17 protein-coding genes are annotated in these 14,761 nt (G+C 72.9%); 9 read left to right on the top strand and 8 right to left on the bottom strand.

Annotated elements, in window-relative coordinates; genetic code table 11:
- Positions 1 to 4: 4 nt before the first annotated feature.
- The 3 genes from ACMCNK_RS07995 to ACMCNK_RS07985 all read right to left on the bottom strand — a co-directional run bounded on the left by ACMCNK_RS07995 (position 5) and on the right by ACMCNK_RS07985 (position 1,845).
- On the bottom strand, positions 5 to 265 hold the full coding sequence (locus tag ACMCNK_RS07995; protein WP_412735753.1) for a hypothetical protein: 261 nt from the start codon (positions 263 to 265) through the stop codon (positions 5 to 7).
- A gap of 117 nt (positions 266 to 382) precedes the next feature.
- Complete coding sequence (locus tag ACMCNK_RS07990) at positions 383 to 814, bottom strand: hypothetical protein (protein WP_412735752.1); 432 nt, start codon at positions 812 to 814, stop codon at positions 383 to 385.
- Between the two features lie 53 nt (positions 815 to 867).
- Complete coding sequence (locus ACMCNK_RS07985) at positions 868 to 1,845, bottom strand: LysR family transcriptional regulator (protein ID WP_412735751.1); 978 nt, start codon at positions 1,843 to 1,845, stop codon at positions 868 to 870.
- Between the two features lie 275 nt (positions 1,846 to 2,120).
- Here ACMCNK_RS07985 and ACMCNK_RS07980 point away from each other — a divergent pair, with 275 nt between their 5' ends.
- Both ACMCNK_RS07980 and ACMCNK_RS07975 read left to right on the top strand, forming a co-directional pair.
- Positions 2,121 to 3,428 (top strand): M20/M25/M40 family metallo-hydrolase, encoded by a 1,308-nt coding sequence (locus tag ACMCNK_RS07980; protein WP_412735750.1) that lies wholly within the window; start codon positions 2,121 to 2,123, stop codon positions 3,426 to 3,428.
- A 30-nt stretch (positions 3,429 to 3,458) separates the two neighbouring features.
- Positions 3,459 to 4,127, top strand: a complete 669-nt coding sequence (locus ACMCNK_RS07975; RefSeq protein ID WP_412735749.1) for a hypothetical protein — start codon at positions 3,459 to 3,461, stop codon at positions 4,125 to 4,127.
- 30 nt (positions 4,128 to 4,157) lie between these two features.
- Here ACMCNK_RS07975 and ACMCNK_RS07970 read toward each other — a convergent pair whose 3' ends face one another.
- On the bottom strand, positions 4,158 to 4,349 hold the full coding sequence (locus ACMCNK_RS07970) for a DUF5703 family protein (protein ID WP_412735748.1): 192 nt from the start codon (positions 4,347 to 4,349) through the stop codon (positions 4,158 to 4,160).
- 5 nt (positions 4,350 to 4,354) lie between these two features.
- The gene (locus tag ACMCNK_RS07965) at positions 4,355 to 5,356 is read right to left on the bottom strand and encodes an aldo/keto reductase (RefSeq protein ID WP_412735747.1); all 1,002 of its coding nucleotides are present in this window, start codon (positions 5,354 to 5,356) and stop codon (positions 4,355 to 4,357) included.
- 153 nt (positions 5,357 to 5,509) lie between these two features.
- Here ACMCNK_RS07965 and ACMCNK_RS07960 point away from each other — a divergent pair, with 153 nt between their 5' ends.
- The 5 genes from ACMCNK_RS07960 (at position 5,510) to mshC (ending at position 10,160) form a co-directional block, all read left to right on the top strand.
- Positions 5,510 to 6,562, top strand: a complete 1,053-nt coding sequence (locus tag ACMCNK_RS07960; protein ID WP_412735746.1) for an LLM class F420-dependent oxidoreductase — start codon at positions 5,510 to 5,512, stop codon at positions 6,560 to 6,562.
- Positions 6,563 to 6,564: 2 nt separating this feature from the next.
- Positions 6,565 to 7,269: a histidine phosphatase family protein gene (locus ACMCNK_RS07955; protein WP_412735745.1), complete on the top strand. Its 705-nt coding sequence runs from the start codon at positions 6,565 to 6,567 to the stop codon at positions 7,267 to 7,269.
- 200 nt (positions 7,270 to 7,469) lie between these two features.
- On the top strand, positions 7,470 to 8,048 hold the full coding sequence (locus ACMCNK_RS07950) for a DUF3090 domain-containing protein (protein WP_412735744.1): 579 nt from the start codon (positions 7,470 to 7,472) through the stop codon (positions 8,046 to 8,048).
- Complete coding sequence (locus tag ACMCNK_RS07945) at positions 8,045 to 8,863, top strand: SCO1664 family protein (protein WP_412735743.1); 819 nt, start codon at positions 8,045 to 8,047, stop codon at positions 8,861 to 8,863. The genes ACMCNK_RS07950 and ACMCNK_RS07945 overlap by 4 nt, the downstream gene beginning before the upstream one ends.
- Positions 8,864 to 8,921: 58 nt before the next feature.
- Positions 8,922 to 10,160: a cysteine--1-D-myo-inosityl 2-amino-2-deoxy-alpha-D-glucopyranoside ligase gene (gene mshC / locus ACMCNK_RS07940; protein ID WP_412735742.1), complete on the top strand. Its 1,239-nt coding sequence runs from the start codon at positions 8,922 to 8,924 to the stop codon at positions 10,158 to 10,160.
- Here the strand turns inward: mshC and ACMCNK_RS07935 are convergent.
- Positions 10,157 to 10,882: a helix-turn-helix transcriptional regulator gene (locus ACMCNK_RS07935; RefSeq protein ID WP_412735741.1), complete on the bottom strand. Its 726-nt coding sequence runs from the start codon at positions 10,880 to 10,882 to the stop codon at positions 10,157 to 10,159. The genes mshC and ACMCNK_RS07935 overlap by 4 nt on opposite strands.
- A gap of 138 nt (positions 10,883 to 11,020) precedes the next feature.
- On the opposite strand from ACMCNK_RS07935, the gene folE reads away from it, so the two are divergent.
- The gene (folE, locus tag ACMCNK_RS07930; protein ID WP_412735740.1) at positions 11,021 to 11,617 is read left to right on the top strand and encodes a GTP cyclohydrolase I FolE; all 597 of its coding nucleotides are present in this window, start codon (positions 11,021 to 11,023) and stop codon (positions 11,615 to 11,617) included.
- 32 nt (positions 11,618 to 11,649) lie between these two features.
- Positions 11,650 to 12,873 carry an NAD(P)/FAD-dependent oxidoreductase gene (locus ACMCNK_RS07925; RefSeq protein ID WP_412735739.1) on the top strand — a complete coding sequence of 408 codons (1,224 nt, stop codon included), beginning with the start codon at positions 11,650 to 11,652 and terminating at the stop codon, positions 12,871 to 12,873.
- Positions 12,874 to 12,879: 6 nt separating this feature from the next.
- On the opposite strand, the gene ACMCNK_RS07920 is transcribed toward ACMCNK_RS07925, so the two are convergent.
- The gene (locus ACMCNK_RS07920) at positions 12,880 to 13,671 is read right to left on the bottom strand and encodes a GntR family transcriptional regulator (protein WP_412735738.1); all 792 of its coding nucleotides are present in this window, start codon (positions 13,669 to 13,671) and stop codon (positions 12,880 to 12,882) included.
- 143 nt (positions 13,672 to 13,814) lie between these two features.
- Positions 13,815 to 14,684 (bottom strand): PAC2 family protein, encoded by an 870-nt coding sequence (locus tag ACMCNK_RS07915; RefSeq protein WP_412735737.1) that lies wholly within the window; start codon positions 14,682 to 14,684, stop codon positions 13,815 to 13,817.
- Positions 14,685 to 14,761: the final 77 nt, after the last annotated feature.

Raw genomic sequence — 14,761 nt, 5'->3', positions numbered from 1 at the left:
CGCGCTACAGCGTGGCGGTGTAGGTCTGGGCCTGCTCGACCGCGACCAGCGTGGCCGCGAGGCATTCCTCGAGCTGCTGGTCGGCCTGCGACAGCGCGGCGTGCGCGGCGCCGACCGTGTCGTTGGCGCTGCCGTCGAGCGCGGCGGCGAGGCTCTGCTGGGCCTCGCCCAGCTTCTCGCGCGCCGCCTGGATCGCCGCCTGACCCTCGGTGACCTGTTGCAGGGCGGCATCGACGGCCGCTCTCAGCTCGGCGACGCTGGCCACGGGTGCAGCCTCCTGGGGGTGTGCGGGGGGACTACCGCCGCCCAGGATAGTCGTCCCCGATGGGGTACTCATGCCCGCACGCCCGGTTCGACGCTCCCCGTCCGGCGCCGCCGACGATCATGGGTTTTCGTCTATTTGATCCTCGTTTGGCCGGGCCTCGTTCGGGTGACGCGGGGGGCGCGGGAGGGCGGACGGGCCGCGGGTCTCGGCGCCGAGGGCGGTGACGCGGGCGCGCAGTTCCCGGTCCGCGGTCACCACGATCACCCGGCGGCCGGGTGACGCCGCGCCGACCAGGTCCACGATGGTGTCGTCGCCGGAGCCGGGGGCGCGCTCCACCCGTACCGTGCCGGTGGCCGGGATGTCGCGGGCCTTGCCCTCGACGACCAGGACGACCTCGACCGGGGCCGGCAGGCCGGGCAGCCCGTCGGCCGCGAGCGGCGCCAGGCGCTCGCGCAGCCGCACCGCCGCGGCGGCCCGGTCGCGCCACCACCCGTCGGGCACGGAACCGACCACGTTGGCCCCGTCGACGATGAGCAGCGGTGCGGCCATGTCCTCAGCCTCGCACGTACGGCCACCGCGGTGCCGCCGGGCCGCGCCGCCGATCATGCCGCCGCGAGCTGGTGGCTGCTGAGTGCGGGATAGGCGGCCAGCCATTTCAGGTATCGCGGGTTACGGGCCACCGCCTCCTTGTACGCCTCCCGGGCCATGCCGATCAGCCATGGGGCGACGTGGGCCGCGGGGCTTTCGGGATGCCACCCGAGCACCTGCCGCCAGCGCAGCGGAGCGCCCGCGAGGGGCCGGTGGGTCAGCCCGGCGGGTGGCCGGAACGTGGGCTGGCAGATGCCGATGGCCAGGCCCATCTCGACCATGTCCACCACGCCGCGGACGTCGGTCTCCAGGACCCGGCGAGGGGTGAACCCGGCCCGGGCGCAGGCGGCCGCGAAGCACTCCGCCATGCAGCCGTCGCCGGTGCCGGCCGCCCACTGCTCCTCGGCGAGCTCGGCCAGGTCGATGTCCTCGCCCCGGGCCTGCGGGTGGTCCTCGGGCAGCAGGATGCACACCGCGTCGACCGCGATGGTCTGCCAGAGCAGGCCGTAGTCCGCGGACGGCATCGCGTCGCCGCAGACGCCGACCTGCGCGTAGTCCAGCTTGCCCGCGACGACCATGTTGGCCAGTTCGTCGACGTAGTACGAGGCATGGGTGGAGATCTGGGCGTCCGGCTGCGCCGCGGACAGCCGGTGCACCAGCCCGCCGATCACCGGCCCGCCGATGGTGCCGATCCGGTACCGGCTCATGCCCTGGTCGGTGCCGGCCCCGGCGAGCCGGGCGGCCTCGTCCTGCAGGCCCTTCATCGCGGGCAGCAGGACGCGGGCCCGGGAGAGCACGAGCTCGCCGAGGGCGGTGGCGCGGGCGCCGCGCCGGTCGCGTTCGAACAGTGGGCCGCCGAGGGTGCGCTCGATCCGTTGCAGTTGGGCGGTCAGGGCCGGTTGGGCGAGTCCCAGCAGCGACGCCGCCTTCGTGACGCTGCCCGTCTCGGCGATGGCGCAGACCACCTTGAGATGCCGCAGCTCCAGGTTCATAGCGTGACGGTAGGACGTTCATGGGATCGACGGGAAGACCTTTGGATGGTGATAGATCCGCTACATATGACAAACGGGTTACGCAAATGGACACTTCCTAATAACTCGTACGCAAGATCTGAACTTTCCGTGCCCAAACCAGCACGCCACGCGTGATCAACGTCTACTTTGTACGTTGTTCACAGGTTCGCGCTCACATTGATGAACATCACGACGGGTCCGGACCGTGCACGGCCAGACGATGGCCGTCCCGCCCGGCCTGGTATGAAAGGCGGATGGACGCCACTGCCGACGACGAGGTCGTGGAGATCTGCCGCGACCTGCTCCGGATCGACACCACCAACACCGGCGACCCGCGCACCACCGTCGGCGAGCGCGCCGCCGCGGAGTACGTGGCCGAACGCCTCGACGACGTCGGCATCCCGGCGCAGATCTACGAGTCCGCCCCGGGGCGGGCCAACCTGGTCGCCCGCATCCCCGGCGCGGACCCCGCCCGGGGGGCCTTGCTCGTCCACGGTCACCTCGACGTCGTTCCCGCCGACGCGAGCGAGTGGTCCGTCCCGCCGTTCTCCGGCGCCGAGCGCGACGGCTACCTGTGGGGGCGCGGCGCGGTCGACATGAAGGACTTCGACGCGATGATGCTCGCGGTGGTCCGGCAATGGCGCCGCACCGGTGTGCGGCCGCCGCGCGACATCGTGCTGTGCTTCACCGCCGACGAGGAAGCCGGCATGGAATACGGCTCCCAATGGCTGGCCCGCGAGCACGCCGACCTGTTCACCGGCTGCACCGAGGCGATCGGCGAGGTCGGCGGCTTCTCCTACTCCGTCAACGACGACCTGCGGCTCTACCTGATCGAGACCGCCGAGAAGGGGCTGGACTGGCTGCGCCTGCATGCCCGCGGCCGCGCCGGGCACGGCTCGTTCGTGCACGACGACAACGCGGTCACCGCGCTGGCCGAGGCGGTCGCCCGGGTCGGGCGCCACCGCTTCCCCATGGTCGTCACGCCCACGGTCGCGGCGTTCCTGGAACACGTGTCCGACGCGTTCGGCATCGAGCTGGACCCGGCCGATCCCGAGGTGGCCATCGCCAAGCTGGGCCCGATCGCCAACCTCATCGGCGCCACCCTGCGCAACACCGCCAACCCGACCCGCCTCGACGCCGGGTACAAGGACAACGTCATCCCCAGCCGGGCCTCCGCCACGATCGACTGCCGCACTCTGCCCGGTCAGGCCGAGGCGTTCCTGGAGCAGCTGCGCGACGTGATCGGGCCGGACATCGAGATCGAGCACATCTCGCAGCAGGGCGCGGTCGAGACCAGCTTCGACGGCGCGCTGGTCGACGCGATGGCCGCGGCGCTGCGCGCCGAGGACCCGGGGGCGCGGGCGGTGCCGTACATGCTCTCCGGGGGCACGGACGCGAAGGCGTTCAGCACCCTGGGCATCCGCTGCTTCGGCTTCGCCCCGCTGCGGCTGCCCGCCGATCTGAACTTCTCCGCCCTCTTCCACGGCGTCGACGAGCGCGTGCCGGTGGAAGGACTACAGTTCGGCGTGCGCGTGCTCGACCGACTTCTGCAGACCAGCTGATTTCATCATTTCCGAAGGGACGTCGTCACCATGTCCGACCAGTATGCGGAGCTGGACAAGGCCCTGGAACGGGTCTTCGACGCCGCCCGGGCCCATCTTGCCGCGGTCAAGGCCGCGGAGGGCCGAGTCGACGACGACGAGGTGTGGCAGGCGTACGTCACGCTCAACAACACCTCCTATGCGTACGACGAGCAGCTTCTCGACACGTTCGGCGAGGTCACGCCGTGGGACGTCGAGTCGATCGACCCCGACGAGGCGGACCGCCGCTTCGGGCTCGGGATGGACGGGCTGGGCGGAAACGGCGCCGCGGACCCGTATCCGCAGGTGATCTCGGTGCGCCAGCGCCGCGACTACCGCGTGCCCAGCGTCGCGGCCCTGCTGCGGATCGCGGAGGTGGCACGCCGCGAGGCGGTGCCCGCCGACGAGGACGCCGGCAGCGTGGAGAGCGTCGGCGAGGCCGTGCTGGAGCTGCTGCAGGCCGGCGACGGATCGCTCGCCTCGCTCGACGTGCCCGAGCTGGAGCCGCTCGACGGTCTGCTGACCGTGAGCGAGGTCGCCCAGCCGCTCGACCTGGAGGCGTACGACGACGCCGACGGCACCGGGCCGTTCACCCCCGAGGCCGGCGACCTGCTGGTCGGCCGGCTCGACGAGCACCCGTTCCTGCCGGACGAGGACGAGGAGCACGACCACCAGCACTGAAACGGCGCCCGCCGGGAGGCGGGCGCCGTTTCAGTACGACAGTCCCGGTTGCGCGGGGCTCTGCGCCAGTCGGCGCAGCATCACCCGCCGGGAGCCGTCCGGGAAGAGCTGGACCCGGGCCAGCTCCCAGCCTGAGAACTCCGCCCGGATGGCCAGCTGCGCCGCAGCGGTCAATCGATCGACATTCGACGGCAACCGCAGCGGCGCATATTCGTAGTCCATGTGACCTAATATGCGCCAGCCTGCGGACCTTTGCTAGTACCCTCGCGCTCCGGGTAACCCACGGCAACCGCGGACACGTCATCCAGCGCCGCGGCGATTTCCGCAGGCAGCGTGAGCCCGTCGCTGGCCAGCGCGCCCTGCAACTGGCCCGCCGTGCGCGCGCCCAGGATCGGCGCCACCACCCCGGGCCGGTCGCGGACCCACGCCAGCGCCACCTCCAGCGGCGACACGCCGAGACCGCCCGCGGCGATGACGACCGCCTCGACGATGCTGGAGCTGCGCGGCTCCAGGTAGGTCTGGACGAACGGCGCCAGGTGCTCCGAGGCGGCCCGGGAGTCCGCCGGGCGCCCGTTGCGGTACTTGCCGGTCAGCACCCCGCGCCCGAGCGGGGACCATGGCAGCACACCGATGCCCAGCGCCGCCGCGGCGGGCAGCAGCTCCCGCTCGATCCCGCGCTCCAGCAGCGAATACTCCATCTGGGCGGCCACCACGGGCGCCCGCCCCGGGTACGCGGCCTGCCACGTCGCCGCCCGGGCGGTCTGCCACCCGGCGAAGTTGGACACCCCCACGTACCGGACCCGGCCGGAGCTCACCGCGTGGTCCAGGGCTGCGAGGGTCTCCTCCAGCGGGGTCTGCGGGTCGTACCCGTGCACCTGCCACAGGTCCACATAGTCGGTGCCGAGCCGCCGCAGCGACGCGTCCAGCGCGCGCAGCAGATGCCCCCGGGAGCCGTCGCGGCGCCGGTGCGGACCCCGGGCCAGGCCCGCCTTGGTCGCGATGAGGATCTCGTCGCGCGGCACGAGCTGGTCGATCAGGGAACCGATGACGGTCTCCGCGTCGCCGTCGCCGTACACGTCGGCGGTGTCCAGCAGGGTGCCGCCCGCGTCGAGGTAGCACTTGAGTTGCGCGGCCGCGTCGTCCGGGTCGGTGTCGCGGCCCCAGGTCATGGTGCCGAGCGCGAGCCGGGAGACCGCCAGCCCGCTTCGGCCGAGCGGTCGTTGCTGCATGGGTGAACCTTATTCAGACCTGGTCATCCGCGAAATCCTTGCGGCAGGTCAACCGCGTCGGGAAGGCGACGGAACACCGCGGAGATCACCGTACGTGTTTGCGTAGGCTTCCTGACGGGAGCAAGGCGGCTCCCGCGACGATCGGGAGGACCCGTGCGGCTCGGACTCAGCCTCGGCTACCAGACCTCGTGGACCACCCCCGCCGACCACCTCGCCCTCGCCCAGGAAGCCGACCGGCTGGGCTTTTCGGTGGTGTGGGCGGCGGAGGCGTACGGCTCGGACGCCCCGAGCATGCTCGCCTGGATCGCCGGGCAGACCCGGCAGATCGACGTCGGCGCGGCCGTGATGCAGATCCCGGCGCGCAGCCCCGCGATGACCGCGATGACCGCGGCCACGATCGACACGGTCTCGGGCGGCCGGTTCCGGCTGGGCCTGGGCGTCTCCGGCCCGCAGGTTTCCGAGGGCTGGCACGGCGTGCGGTTCGCCAAGCCGCTGGGGCGCACCCGCGAGTACGTCGACATCGTCCGGCTGGCCCTGGCCCGTAAGCCGGTCGCGTACGCCGGGCAGCATTACCAGCTGCCGCTGCCCGACGGCGCGGGCAAGGCGCTGCGGCTGGGTTTCCACCCGCCGCGCGACACGATCCCGGTGTACCTGGCCGCGGTGGGGCCGAAGAACCTGGAGCTGACCGGCGAGATCGCCGACGGCTGGCTGGCGATCTTCTTCGCGCCGGACGCCGCCGGGGAGTATCTGCAGCACATCGAGCGCGGCCGGGCCAAGAGCGGCGCCGGGCTCAGCGGCTTCGACGTCAACGTCACCGCCCCGCTGGTGGTGGGCGACGACATCGCGGCCGGCGCCGACCTGATCCGCCCGCACGCCGCCCTGTACGTCGGCGGCATGGGCAGCAAGGACCAGAATTTCTACAACCAGCTCGCGGTACGGATGGGCTACGAGCAGGAGGCGGCGAAGGTGCAGGAGTTGTACCTGGCCCGCCAGATCCGCGACGCCGCGGCGGCGGTGCCGCAGGAGTTCATCGAGCGGGTCTCGCTGATCGGCCCGCCCGCCCGCATCGCCGAACGCATGCGCGAGTACGCGGCCGCGGGCGTCGGCACCCTGTCGATCGAGCTGCACGCCACGTCCCGCGAGCACGCCCTGGCCGCCATGCGCGCCGCGGCGGAGGCGTACGAGGCGTCCGGCGTGGCCGTCTAGCCGTGGCGACCGTTCTGCTGTTACGCCACGGGCGTACCGCCGCCAATGCGAGCGGCGGGCTGGCCGGGCGGCAGCCCGTGGAGCTCGACGACACCGGCGGCGAACAGGCGAAGCGGGTGGGCGAGCGGCTGTCGGCACTGTCGCTGGCCGCGGTGGTGACCAGCCCGCTGCGCCGCTGCCGGCAGACCCTGGAGCTCGCGCTGCCCGGCACCGATCCGGCCGTCGACGACGGCCTGATCGAGTGCGGGTACGGCGACTGGGAGGGCCAGCCGCTGAAGAAGCTGGCCAAGGACCCGCTGTGGCCGGTGGTGCAGCACCATCCCAGCGCGGTGGTCTTCCCGAACGGCGAGGCCATGGCGGACATGTCGGCGCGGGCCGTGGCCACGATCCGCCGGTGGGACGCCGTGGTGACCGCGGAGCACGGGCCCGAGGCGGTCTGGCTGGCGTGCAGCCACGGCGACGTGATCAAGGCGATCGTGGCGGACGCGATGGGGCTGCACCTGGACCAGTTCCAGCGCATCGTGGTCGATCCGGCGTCGGTCACCGCGATCCGGTACACCCCGACGCGGCCGTTCCTGGTCCGGCTGAACGACACCGCCGACCTGGCGTCGTTGGTGCCCCCGAAACCGGCGCGGCGGCGCCGCTCGGCACGTCCGGCGGAATCCTCGGACGCGGCGGTCGGCGGTGGGGCCGGCGCGGGCGTCTGAGCACAGCCCGTGACCGGCGTGTTACGCCTGCGTGTGCCGGGTTGCGCCCTCCGCGAACCCGCCCCGGTGGACTGCGCAGCCGCGTGCGGCGACGGCTAGGGTCGGGGTATGACCGAGCGCAGCGAGGGGCACTGCGGCATGCCGGAGAGGAGCAGCGGCGTGCCGCGGCGGCACCGGGCCATGCCGGAGGGGAGCCGGGGATGACCCACCAGGTGCATGCGTTCGAGCCGCCGGAGCGATTCGTCGCCGGGACGGTGGGGGAGCCGGGCGACCGGACGTTCTTCCTCCAGGCCCGTGGCGGCGGCCGGGTGATCAGCGTGGCGCTGGAGAAGGTGCAGGTCTCCCTGCTGGCGGAGAAGCTGGAGGAGCTGCTCACCGAGGCGAGCCGGCGCTTCGGCATCGCGCTGCCGGAGAGCACCGCGTCCGGGCACGACAACGAGCCGCTGGACACCCCGGTCGACGAGGAGTTCCGGGTCGGCACGCTGGGACTGGCCTTCGACGTCGACTCCACCACGGTGGTGATCGAGGCGATCGAGGCGGGGGAGGGCGAGACCGAGGCCGAGCTGGCCGACGAGGACGAGGACTCGGCCGACGAGGAGGACGAGCCCGACGACGACCTGGACCGGCTCCGCGTGCGGCTCACCCCGGAGGCGACCCGCGAGTTCATCGACCGGGCCCGCCGGGTGGTCGCCGCCGGGCGGCCCCCGTGCCCGCTGTGCGGCCAGCCGCTGGACCCGGCCGGTCACCTCTGCCCCCGCCACAACGGCTACCACCGGTGACCACCGCGGAACCGGCCTCCGTGCTGTCCGAGGACGACGCCCTCGAACTGCTCCAGCGCGGCGAGATGGAGCTGGAGGGGCGGCTGGTCGAGGCGTCCAACACCACGCTGCGCGCCGAGATCACGCTGGCCGGGGTCCAGGCCCGCTGCGTGTACAAGCCGGTGCGCGGCGAACGCCCGCTGTGGGACTTCCCCGACGGCACGCTTGCCGGCCGGGAGGTCTCGGCGTTCCTGGTCTCCCAGGCGACCGGATGGGGCCTGGTGCCGCCGACCATTCTGCGGGATGGGCCGCTCGGCCCCGGCGCGGTGCAGTTGTGGATCGACGAGCCGGAGGACGCCGAGACGCTGGTCGGCTTCGTCCCGGCGTACGACGTGCCCGCGGGCTGGTTCGCTATCGCCTCGGCCCGCGACCCCGACGGTGATGCGTACGCCCTCGCGCACGCCGACGACCGGCGGCTGGCCCGGCTGGCCGTGCTGGACGCGGTGCTCAACAACGCCGACCGCAAGGCCGGCCACGTCCTGTACGGCCCGGACGCCCGGATCTACGCGGTCGACCACGGCGTCTGCTTCCACGTCGAGAACAAGCTGCGGACGGTGCTGTGGGGGTGGACCGGCAAGGCCCTGCCCGCCGAGGCGGAGCAGGTGCTGGCCACGCTCGGTGAGAAGCTGGACGGGCCGCTGGGCCAGGCCCTGGAGGAGCACCTGACCGTGTCGGAGGTGCAGCACGTGCGGCTGCGGGCGCGGCGCCTGGCCCGTTCGGCGCGTTTCCCGAAGCCGTCGCGGGACTGGCCGTCCGTCCCGTGGCCCCCGGTGTAGCCCGCAGAGGCCTAGCTCACGCCCGCGGCGCCGGGCCGCCTGGATAGGCTCGGTGACCATGGACGCTTGGACCGGGCACGAGGTGCCGACGCTGCCGGGAACCGCCACACCCTTGGCGCTGTACGACTCGGCCCGCCGATCCGTGCAGCCCACCACCCCGGGCGCGACGGCGACGATGTACGTCTGCGGGATCACCCCGTACGACGCCACGCACCTCGGGCACGCCGCCACCATGATCACATTCGATCTGATCAACCGGGCGTGGCGCGACGCCGGCCACCCGGTCACGTACGTGCAGAACGTCACGGACATCGACGACCCGCTGCTGGAGCGCGCTGACCGGGACGGCGAGGACTGGGTCGTGCTCGCGATGCGCGAGACCGCCCTGTTCCGCGAGGACATGGAGGCGATGCGGATCATCCCGCCGGAGCACTACATCGGCGCGGTCGAGTCCATCCCGGCCATCGCGGTGCACGTGCGCGAACTGCTGGAGACCGGCGCGGCGTACCGTCTCGACGACGGCACCGGCGACGTGTACTTCCCGATCTCCGCGGCCCCCGCGTGGGGTTACGAGTCGCACCTGACCCGCGAGCAGATGCTCGTACTGTCGGCCGAGCGCGGCGGCGACCCGGAACGCGCCGGCAAGCGCGACCCGCTCGACCCGCTGTTGTGGCGCGGCGCCCGCGACGGCGAGCCCGCGTGGGACGGCGGTGACCTCGGCCCCGGCCGGCCCGGCTGGCACATCGAGTGCGCCACGATCGCGCTCGGCCTGCTCGGCACCACCATCGACGTCCAGGGCGGCGGCAACGACCTGATCTACCCGCATCACGAGTGCTCCGCCGCGCACGCCGAGCGGCTGACCGGTGCGGCCCCGTTCGCCCGCCACTACGTGCACGCCGGCATGATCGGCCTGCACGGCGAGAAGATGTCGAAGTCCAAGGGCAACCTGGTGTTCGTGTCGCGGCTGCGCGGCGACGGCATCGACCCGATGGCGGTGCGGGTGGCCCTGCTGGCCGACCACTACCGCGCCGACCGGCAGTGGACCGACGACGTGCTCAAGGCCGGTCAGGAGCGCCTGACCCGGTGGCGCGAGGCCGCAGCGGCGCCCGCCGGGCCGTCCGGGGCGGGTCTGCTCGCGGCGGTACGCGCGGCCCTCGCCAACGACCTCGACACCCCCGCCGCGCTGGCGTTGCTCGACGCCTGGTCGGACGCCGCCCTGGCCGGGGCGGGCGACGACCGGGATGCGCCCGCCCTGATGGCGCGCGTGACCGACGCCCTGCTGGGCGTCCGCCTCTAGCCGGGGCCCGGGTGATCCGCGGGCGCTGCGTGAAGCGGTGACGTCCCGGGCGCCGGGGACTGCCCGCCGGGCTGGTCGTCCAGCTCGACGCAGCAGTGGCCGGGCCGGGGTTCCAGCCGGGCGGTCACGTCCGTGCGCCCGGTGCCCTCGATCAGGCCGGCGAGGAATGCGTGGTTGAGCCCGCACACCAGGGCGGTCTGCCGGGTCGCCACGGCGTGGAACGGGCAGTTGCGCAGCACCACCCGGGCGCCGGCCGCCTCCGGGTCGAAGCCGAGCCCGGACAGCGCGGCAACGAGGTCGCCGGGCTCGGCGCGTAGCCGGGTGCCCAGGTCGTACCCCCGCTGCCGGGCGTGCCGCCGGGCCGCCTGCTCGGCGTTGCCGGGGTCGTCGGAGACGGCGTCCGCCAGGATCTCGGCGATGAGCTCATAGCGCCGTTCGGGAACGGTGAGGGCCACGCCCTCGCCGTCCGCCGGTTCGTAGACCTTCGGGGCGCGGCCGCGGCCGCGTGGCCGCCCGGCGGGCGTCTCGTAGCGGGCGCGCAGCAGGCCGGACTCGACGAGCTTGTCGAGGTGGAACGCGGTGAGATTGCGCGACATGTGATGGGCGTCGGCCGCCTCCTCGCGGGTGACGGGGTGGCCGGCGCGGCGCACGTAGTCGTACAGCGCGCGGCGGGACACGTCGACGAGCGCCGCCATCGCGCTCCAGCGATCACCCGTGTCCATCACCGGAGATTATCACCAACATGTGCTATTGAAATTCCCGCCGGGTCGGTGCAGCATGATCGTTAACACCAACGACGATTAGCGAAAATCGGAGGCTCGGAATGACGCCGCACCGACCGGACCACGAGGGCTGCTGACGTGAGCGTCACGCCGCTTCCCGTACACCGTGCGCGCCCGCGCCGCGACGAAGCCGCCGCGGTGCGGGCCGCGGCCGCGTTCCTCGACGCGCTCGGCGTGGATCTCGACGCCGACGGGCTCGCCGACACCCCGGCCCGGATGGCCCGCGCGTACGCCGATCTGCTCACCCCGCGCGAGTTCACACTGACCACGTTCGCCAACGACGAGGGCTACGACGAGCTGGTGCTGGCCCGGGCCATCCCGATCCGGTCGGTCTGCGAGCACCACCTGCTGCCGTTCGTCGGCGTCGCCCACGTCGGCTACCTGCCCGGCGACCGCATCCTGGGCCTGTCCAAACTGGCCCGCGTCGTGGAGCTGTTCGCCCACGGTCCCCAGGTGCAGGAACGGCTCACCAAGCAGATCGCCGACTGGCTCACCACACAGCTCAGCCCCCGCGGTGTGGGGGTGATCGTCGAGGCGGAGCACCTGTGCATGACGCTGCGCGGCGTGCAGGCGGTCGGGGCCACGACCATCACCTCCACCCTGCAGGGAACGCTGCGCAGCGACGCCCGTTCCCGCGCTGAGTTCTTCACCCTGGCCGGCGTCGGCGCCCGCTGATACCGGCCGTACCCGAAGATCGGAGACCCGTGATGACCGCAGACGGCACATTCGTGATCGTCGGCGCAGGACTGGCCGGTGCGAAGGCCGCGCAGACGCTGCGTGAGGAGGGCTTCTACGGCCGGATCGTCCTGATCGGCGCGGAGCCGGACCGCCCCTACGAGCGCCCGCCGCTGTCGAAGGGGGTGCTGACCGGCGACGCCGTGCCCGACAGCGTGTTCGTCCACGACCCCGGCTGGTACGCCGAGCACGACGTCGATCTGCGTACCGGCATCCGGGCCACCGGGCTCGACCGCGCCGCCCGGCGGCTGCGCCTGTCCGACGGCACCGACCTCACGTACGACAAGCTGCTGCTGGCCACCGGTGCGAGCCCGCGCCCCCTGGACGTCCCGGGCGCGCGGCTCGACGGCGTGCAGCAGCTGCGTACGCGCGCCGACAGCGCCCGCATCGCCACCGCGCTGACCGGCTCGCCCCACGTCGTGATCGTCGGCGCCGGGTGGATCGGGCTGGAGGTCGCCGCCGCCGCCCGGCAGCGCGGCGCCACGGTCACCGTCGTCGAGACCGCCGCACTCCCACTGCAGCGGGTCCTCGGCGACGACATGGCCCACGTCTTCGCCGACCTGCACCGCGGCCACGGCGTCACGTTCCGCTTCGGCACCGGGGTGGCTGAGATCCGCGGCACGGGCAAGGTCTCCACGGTCGTGCTGACCGACGGCGCCGAGCTGCCCGCCGACCTGGTCGTCGCCGCCGTCGGCGTACGGCCGGACACCGAGCTGGCCGAGGCGGCCGGGCTCACGGTCGACAACGGCGTCGTGGTCGACGAGTCCCTGCGAACCGCGGACCCGCACATCCACGCCGCCGGTGACGTCGCCAACGCGTACCACCCGCTGCTCGGGCGGCACCTGCGCGTCGAGCACTGGTCCAACGCGCTGCACGGCGGCCCCGTGGCGGCCCGCGCCATGCTGGGACAGCAGGTCAGCCACGACGACCTGCCCTACTTCTTCACCGACCAGTACGACCTGGGCATGGAGTACACCGGGTACGCCCCGCCCGGGGGCTTCGACCGGGTCGTGATCCGCGGCGACCTCGACCGGCGCGAGTTCATCGCGTTCTGGATCTCCGACGGCCGGGTGCTGGCCGGCATGAACGTCAACGTGTGGGACGTCGTCCCGGCGATCCAGGCGCTGATCCGTTCCGGAAAGCCGGTCGACCCGCACCGCCTCGCCGACCCCGGCGTCCCGTGGGACGAGATCTGAGTCCGATCACGCCAGGGTGAGCCCCGGGCCCGGTTCGGGCTCGGGGCTCGGCGCGGGGATGCGGTACTCCTCGGTCAGCGTGGTCATCGGGCCCGGCCAGGTCGCCTGCGCCACCTCGATCGGCTTGCGGGTCTCGTCGAACGCGACGTGCAGCAGATGCAGCACCGGGGTGTCCGGGCGGATCTGCAGGATCTCGGCTTCCTCCCGGCTGGGCTGCCGGGCGCTGATCGTGTCCGTGGCCGAGGCGTACCGGCGGCCGATGGCCTCCTCCGCCTCCTGGTAGAGCGGCCGCCCGAACGCCTCCACGCGCTCCAGCGAGGTGCCGCCCGCATCCGTGACCCGGAACCAGGACGCGCCCACCTCCACCGGGGCGTCGTCGGTACGCACGATGTGCCTACGGACCAGCATCTCGGTGCCGTCGCGCACCCCGAACGCGTCGGCCACCTCGGGCGGGGCGGGCTCGCGGCCCACCCCGGCGAGCTGCTGCCGGTACCGGGCGGCAAGATCGGCGTGGTAGCCGCGGTGGGCGCCGTACCGGCCGCGGGAGAGGCGGTTGAGGCGGCGCCGTGTGCCGCGCACGTACGTGCCCGACCCCGGCTTGGTGATCAGTACGCCCTCGACGCGCAGCTGGTCGACCGTCCGCTGCACGGTCTGCTTGGCCACCCCGAACATCTCCGCCATGGCCGGGATGGACGGCAGCCGCTCGCCGGGCTGCCAGTCGCCGCGGCGGATGCGCTCGCGCAGCTGGGCGGCGATCTGCCGGTGGGGGAATTCGGCGGTACCAGGGTTGATCGTCATGGCGCACCTCCGGCTCGCAATGAACCCAGGTTCCTAGGATGCGCCACGCGCGGTGTCCCGCGCCGCCGACACGCCGAAATCGCCCGGCTCGGCGCGGCGGGGCTGAGGCGTGCCGGTCCGGTGTGGACGCCGAGACGAGCGCGTTACCAGGAGCCCGCGGTGGGGCCGGCGGACCCGCCGCGGCGACGCAGGTACTTCTCGAACTCGCTGGCGATCTCGTCACCGGTCAGCGGCTGGATGCCCTCGTCGCCGACGCGTTCCTCCAGCTCGCGGACGTATTCGCCGAGCTCCGAGTCCTGCTCGGCGGCCGAACGGACCCGAGCCTCCCACTCGCCGGACTCCTCCGCCAGATCCGCCATCGGCACCGGCAGATCCAGGACGTCCTCGACGCGGTGCAGCAGCGCCAGTGTCGCTTTCGGACACGGCGGGTTGTTCGCGTAGTGCGGCACGTGCACCCAGAACGACAGGGCCTCCAGCTCGGCCCGGCCACAAGCCTCCTGCAGCACCCCGACGATGCCGGTGGGGCCGTCGTAGCGGGTCGGCGCGACCTTGTACTTCTCGGCCGTCTCCCGCCCCGTGGCGGTGCCGCTGATCGGCAGCGGACGCGTGTACGGCACGTCCGCCAGCAGCGCGCCGAGCAGCACCACCCGGTTCACCTCCAGGCTGTGACAGACCTCGAGGATCTCCTCGCAGAACGTCCGCCACCGCATGCTGGGCTCGATGCCCCGGATGAGCACGACATCGCGTTCCGTCCCGGGCGGGCTGGCCACCATGAACCGGGTCGTCGGCCACTCGATCCGGCGGGTCTCGCCCTCGGCCATCGTGATGGTCGGGCGGCTCACCTGGAAGTCGTAGAACTCCTCCGGGTCGATGCTGGTGATCTCGCGGGCCTGCCAGACCTGCTCCAGGTGTTCCACGGCAGCGGTGGAGGCGTCGGCCGCGTCGTTCCACCCTTCGAACGCGGCGATCGCCACGGGGGAACGCAGCAGGGGGAGGCCGTCGAACTCAGTCACATCGCCAACCTTACGTGGCCGCCGGGACACGCACCCGCCGGCCGCGCCGTGGGAGTGACACGCCGGCACCCGGTACC

Source organism: Krasilnikovia sp. MM14-A1259 (assembly GCF_047159535.1).
Classification (GTDB): Bacteria; Actinomycetota; Actinomycetes; order Mycobacteriales; family Micromonosporaceae; genus Actinoplanes.
The sequence above is the reverse complement of the archived record's forward strand: the minus strand, read 5'-3'. Positions and strand labels throughout refer to the sequence as shown.

What these genes read in the sequence shown, in the direction of transcription:
- ACMCNK_RS07965 (WP_412735747.1), bottom strand. Translation starts at nt 5,356, where the DNA reads ATGCAGCAACGACCGCTCGGCCGAAGCGGGCTGGCGGTCTCCCGGCTC.
- ACMCNK_RS07985 (WP_412735751.1), bottom strand. Translation starts at nt 1,845, where the DNA reads ATGAACCTGGAGCTGCGGCATCTCAAGGTGGTCTGCGCCATCGCCGAG.
- ACMCNK_RS07975 (WP_412735749.1), top strand. Translation starts at nt 3,459, where the DNA reads ATGTCCGACCAGTATGCGGAGCTGGACAAGGCCCTGGAACGGGTCTTC.
- ACMCNK_RS07980 (WP_412735750.1), top strand. Translation starts at nt 2,121, where the DNA reads ATGGACGCCACTGCCGACGACGAGGTCGTGGAGATCTGCCGCGACCTG.
- mshC (WP_412735742.1), top strand. Translation starts at nt 8,922, where the DNA reads ATGGACGCTTGGACCGGGCACGAGGTGCCGACGCTGCCGGGAACCGCC.
- ACMCNK_RS07925 (WP_412735739.1), top strand. Translation starts at nt 11,650, where the DNA reads ATGACCGCAGACGGCACATTCGTGATCGTCGGCGCAGGACTGGCCGGT.
- ACMCNK_RS07935 (WP_412735741.1), bottom strand. Translation starts at nt 10,882, where the DNA reads ATGGACACGGGTGATCGCTGGAGCGCGATGGCGGCGCTCGTCGACGTG.
- ACMCNK_RS07920 (WP_412735738.1), bottom strand. Translation starts at nt 13,671, where the DNA reads ATGACGATCAACCCTGGTACCGCCGAATTCCCCCACCGGCAGATCGCC.
- ACMCNK_RS07970 (WP_412735748.1), bottom strand. Translation starts at nt 4,349, where the DNA reads ATGGACTACGAATATGCGCCGCTGCGGTTGCCGTCGAATGTCGATCGA.
- ACMCNK_RS07950 (WP_412735744.1), top strand. Translation starts at nt 7,470, where the DNA reads ATGACCCACCAGGTGCATGCGTTCGAGCCGCCGGAGCGATTCGTCGCC.
- ACMCNK_RS07990 (WP_412735752.1), bottom strand. Translation starts at nt 814, where the DNA reads ATGGCCGCACCGCTGCTCATCGTCGACGGGGCCAACGTGGTCGGTTCC.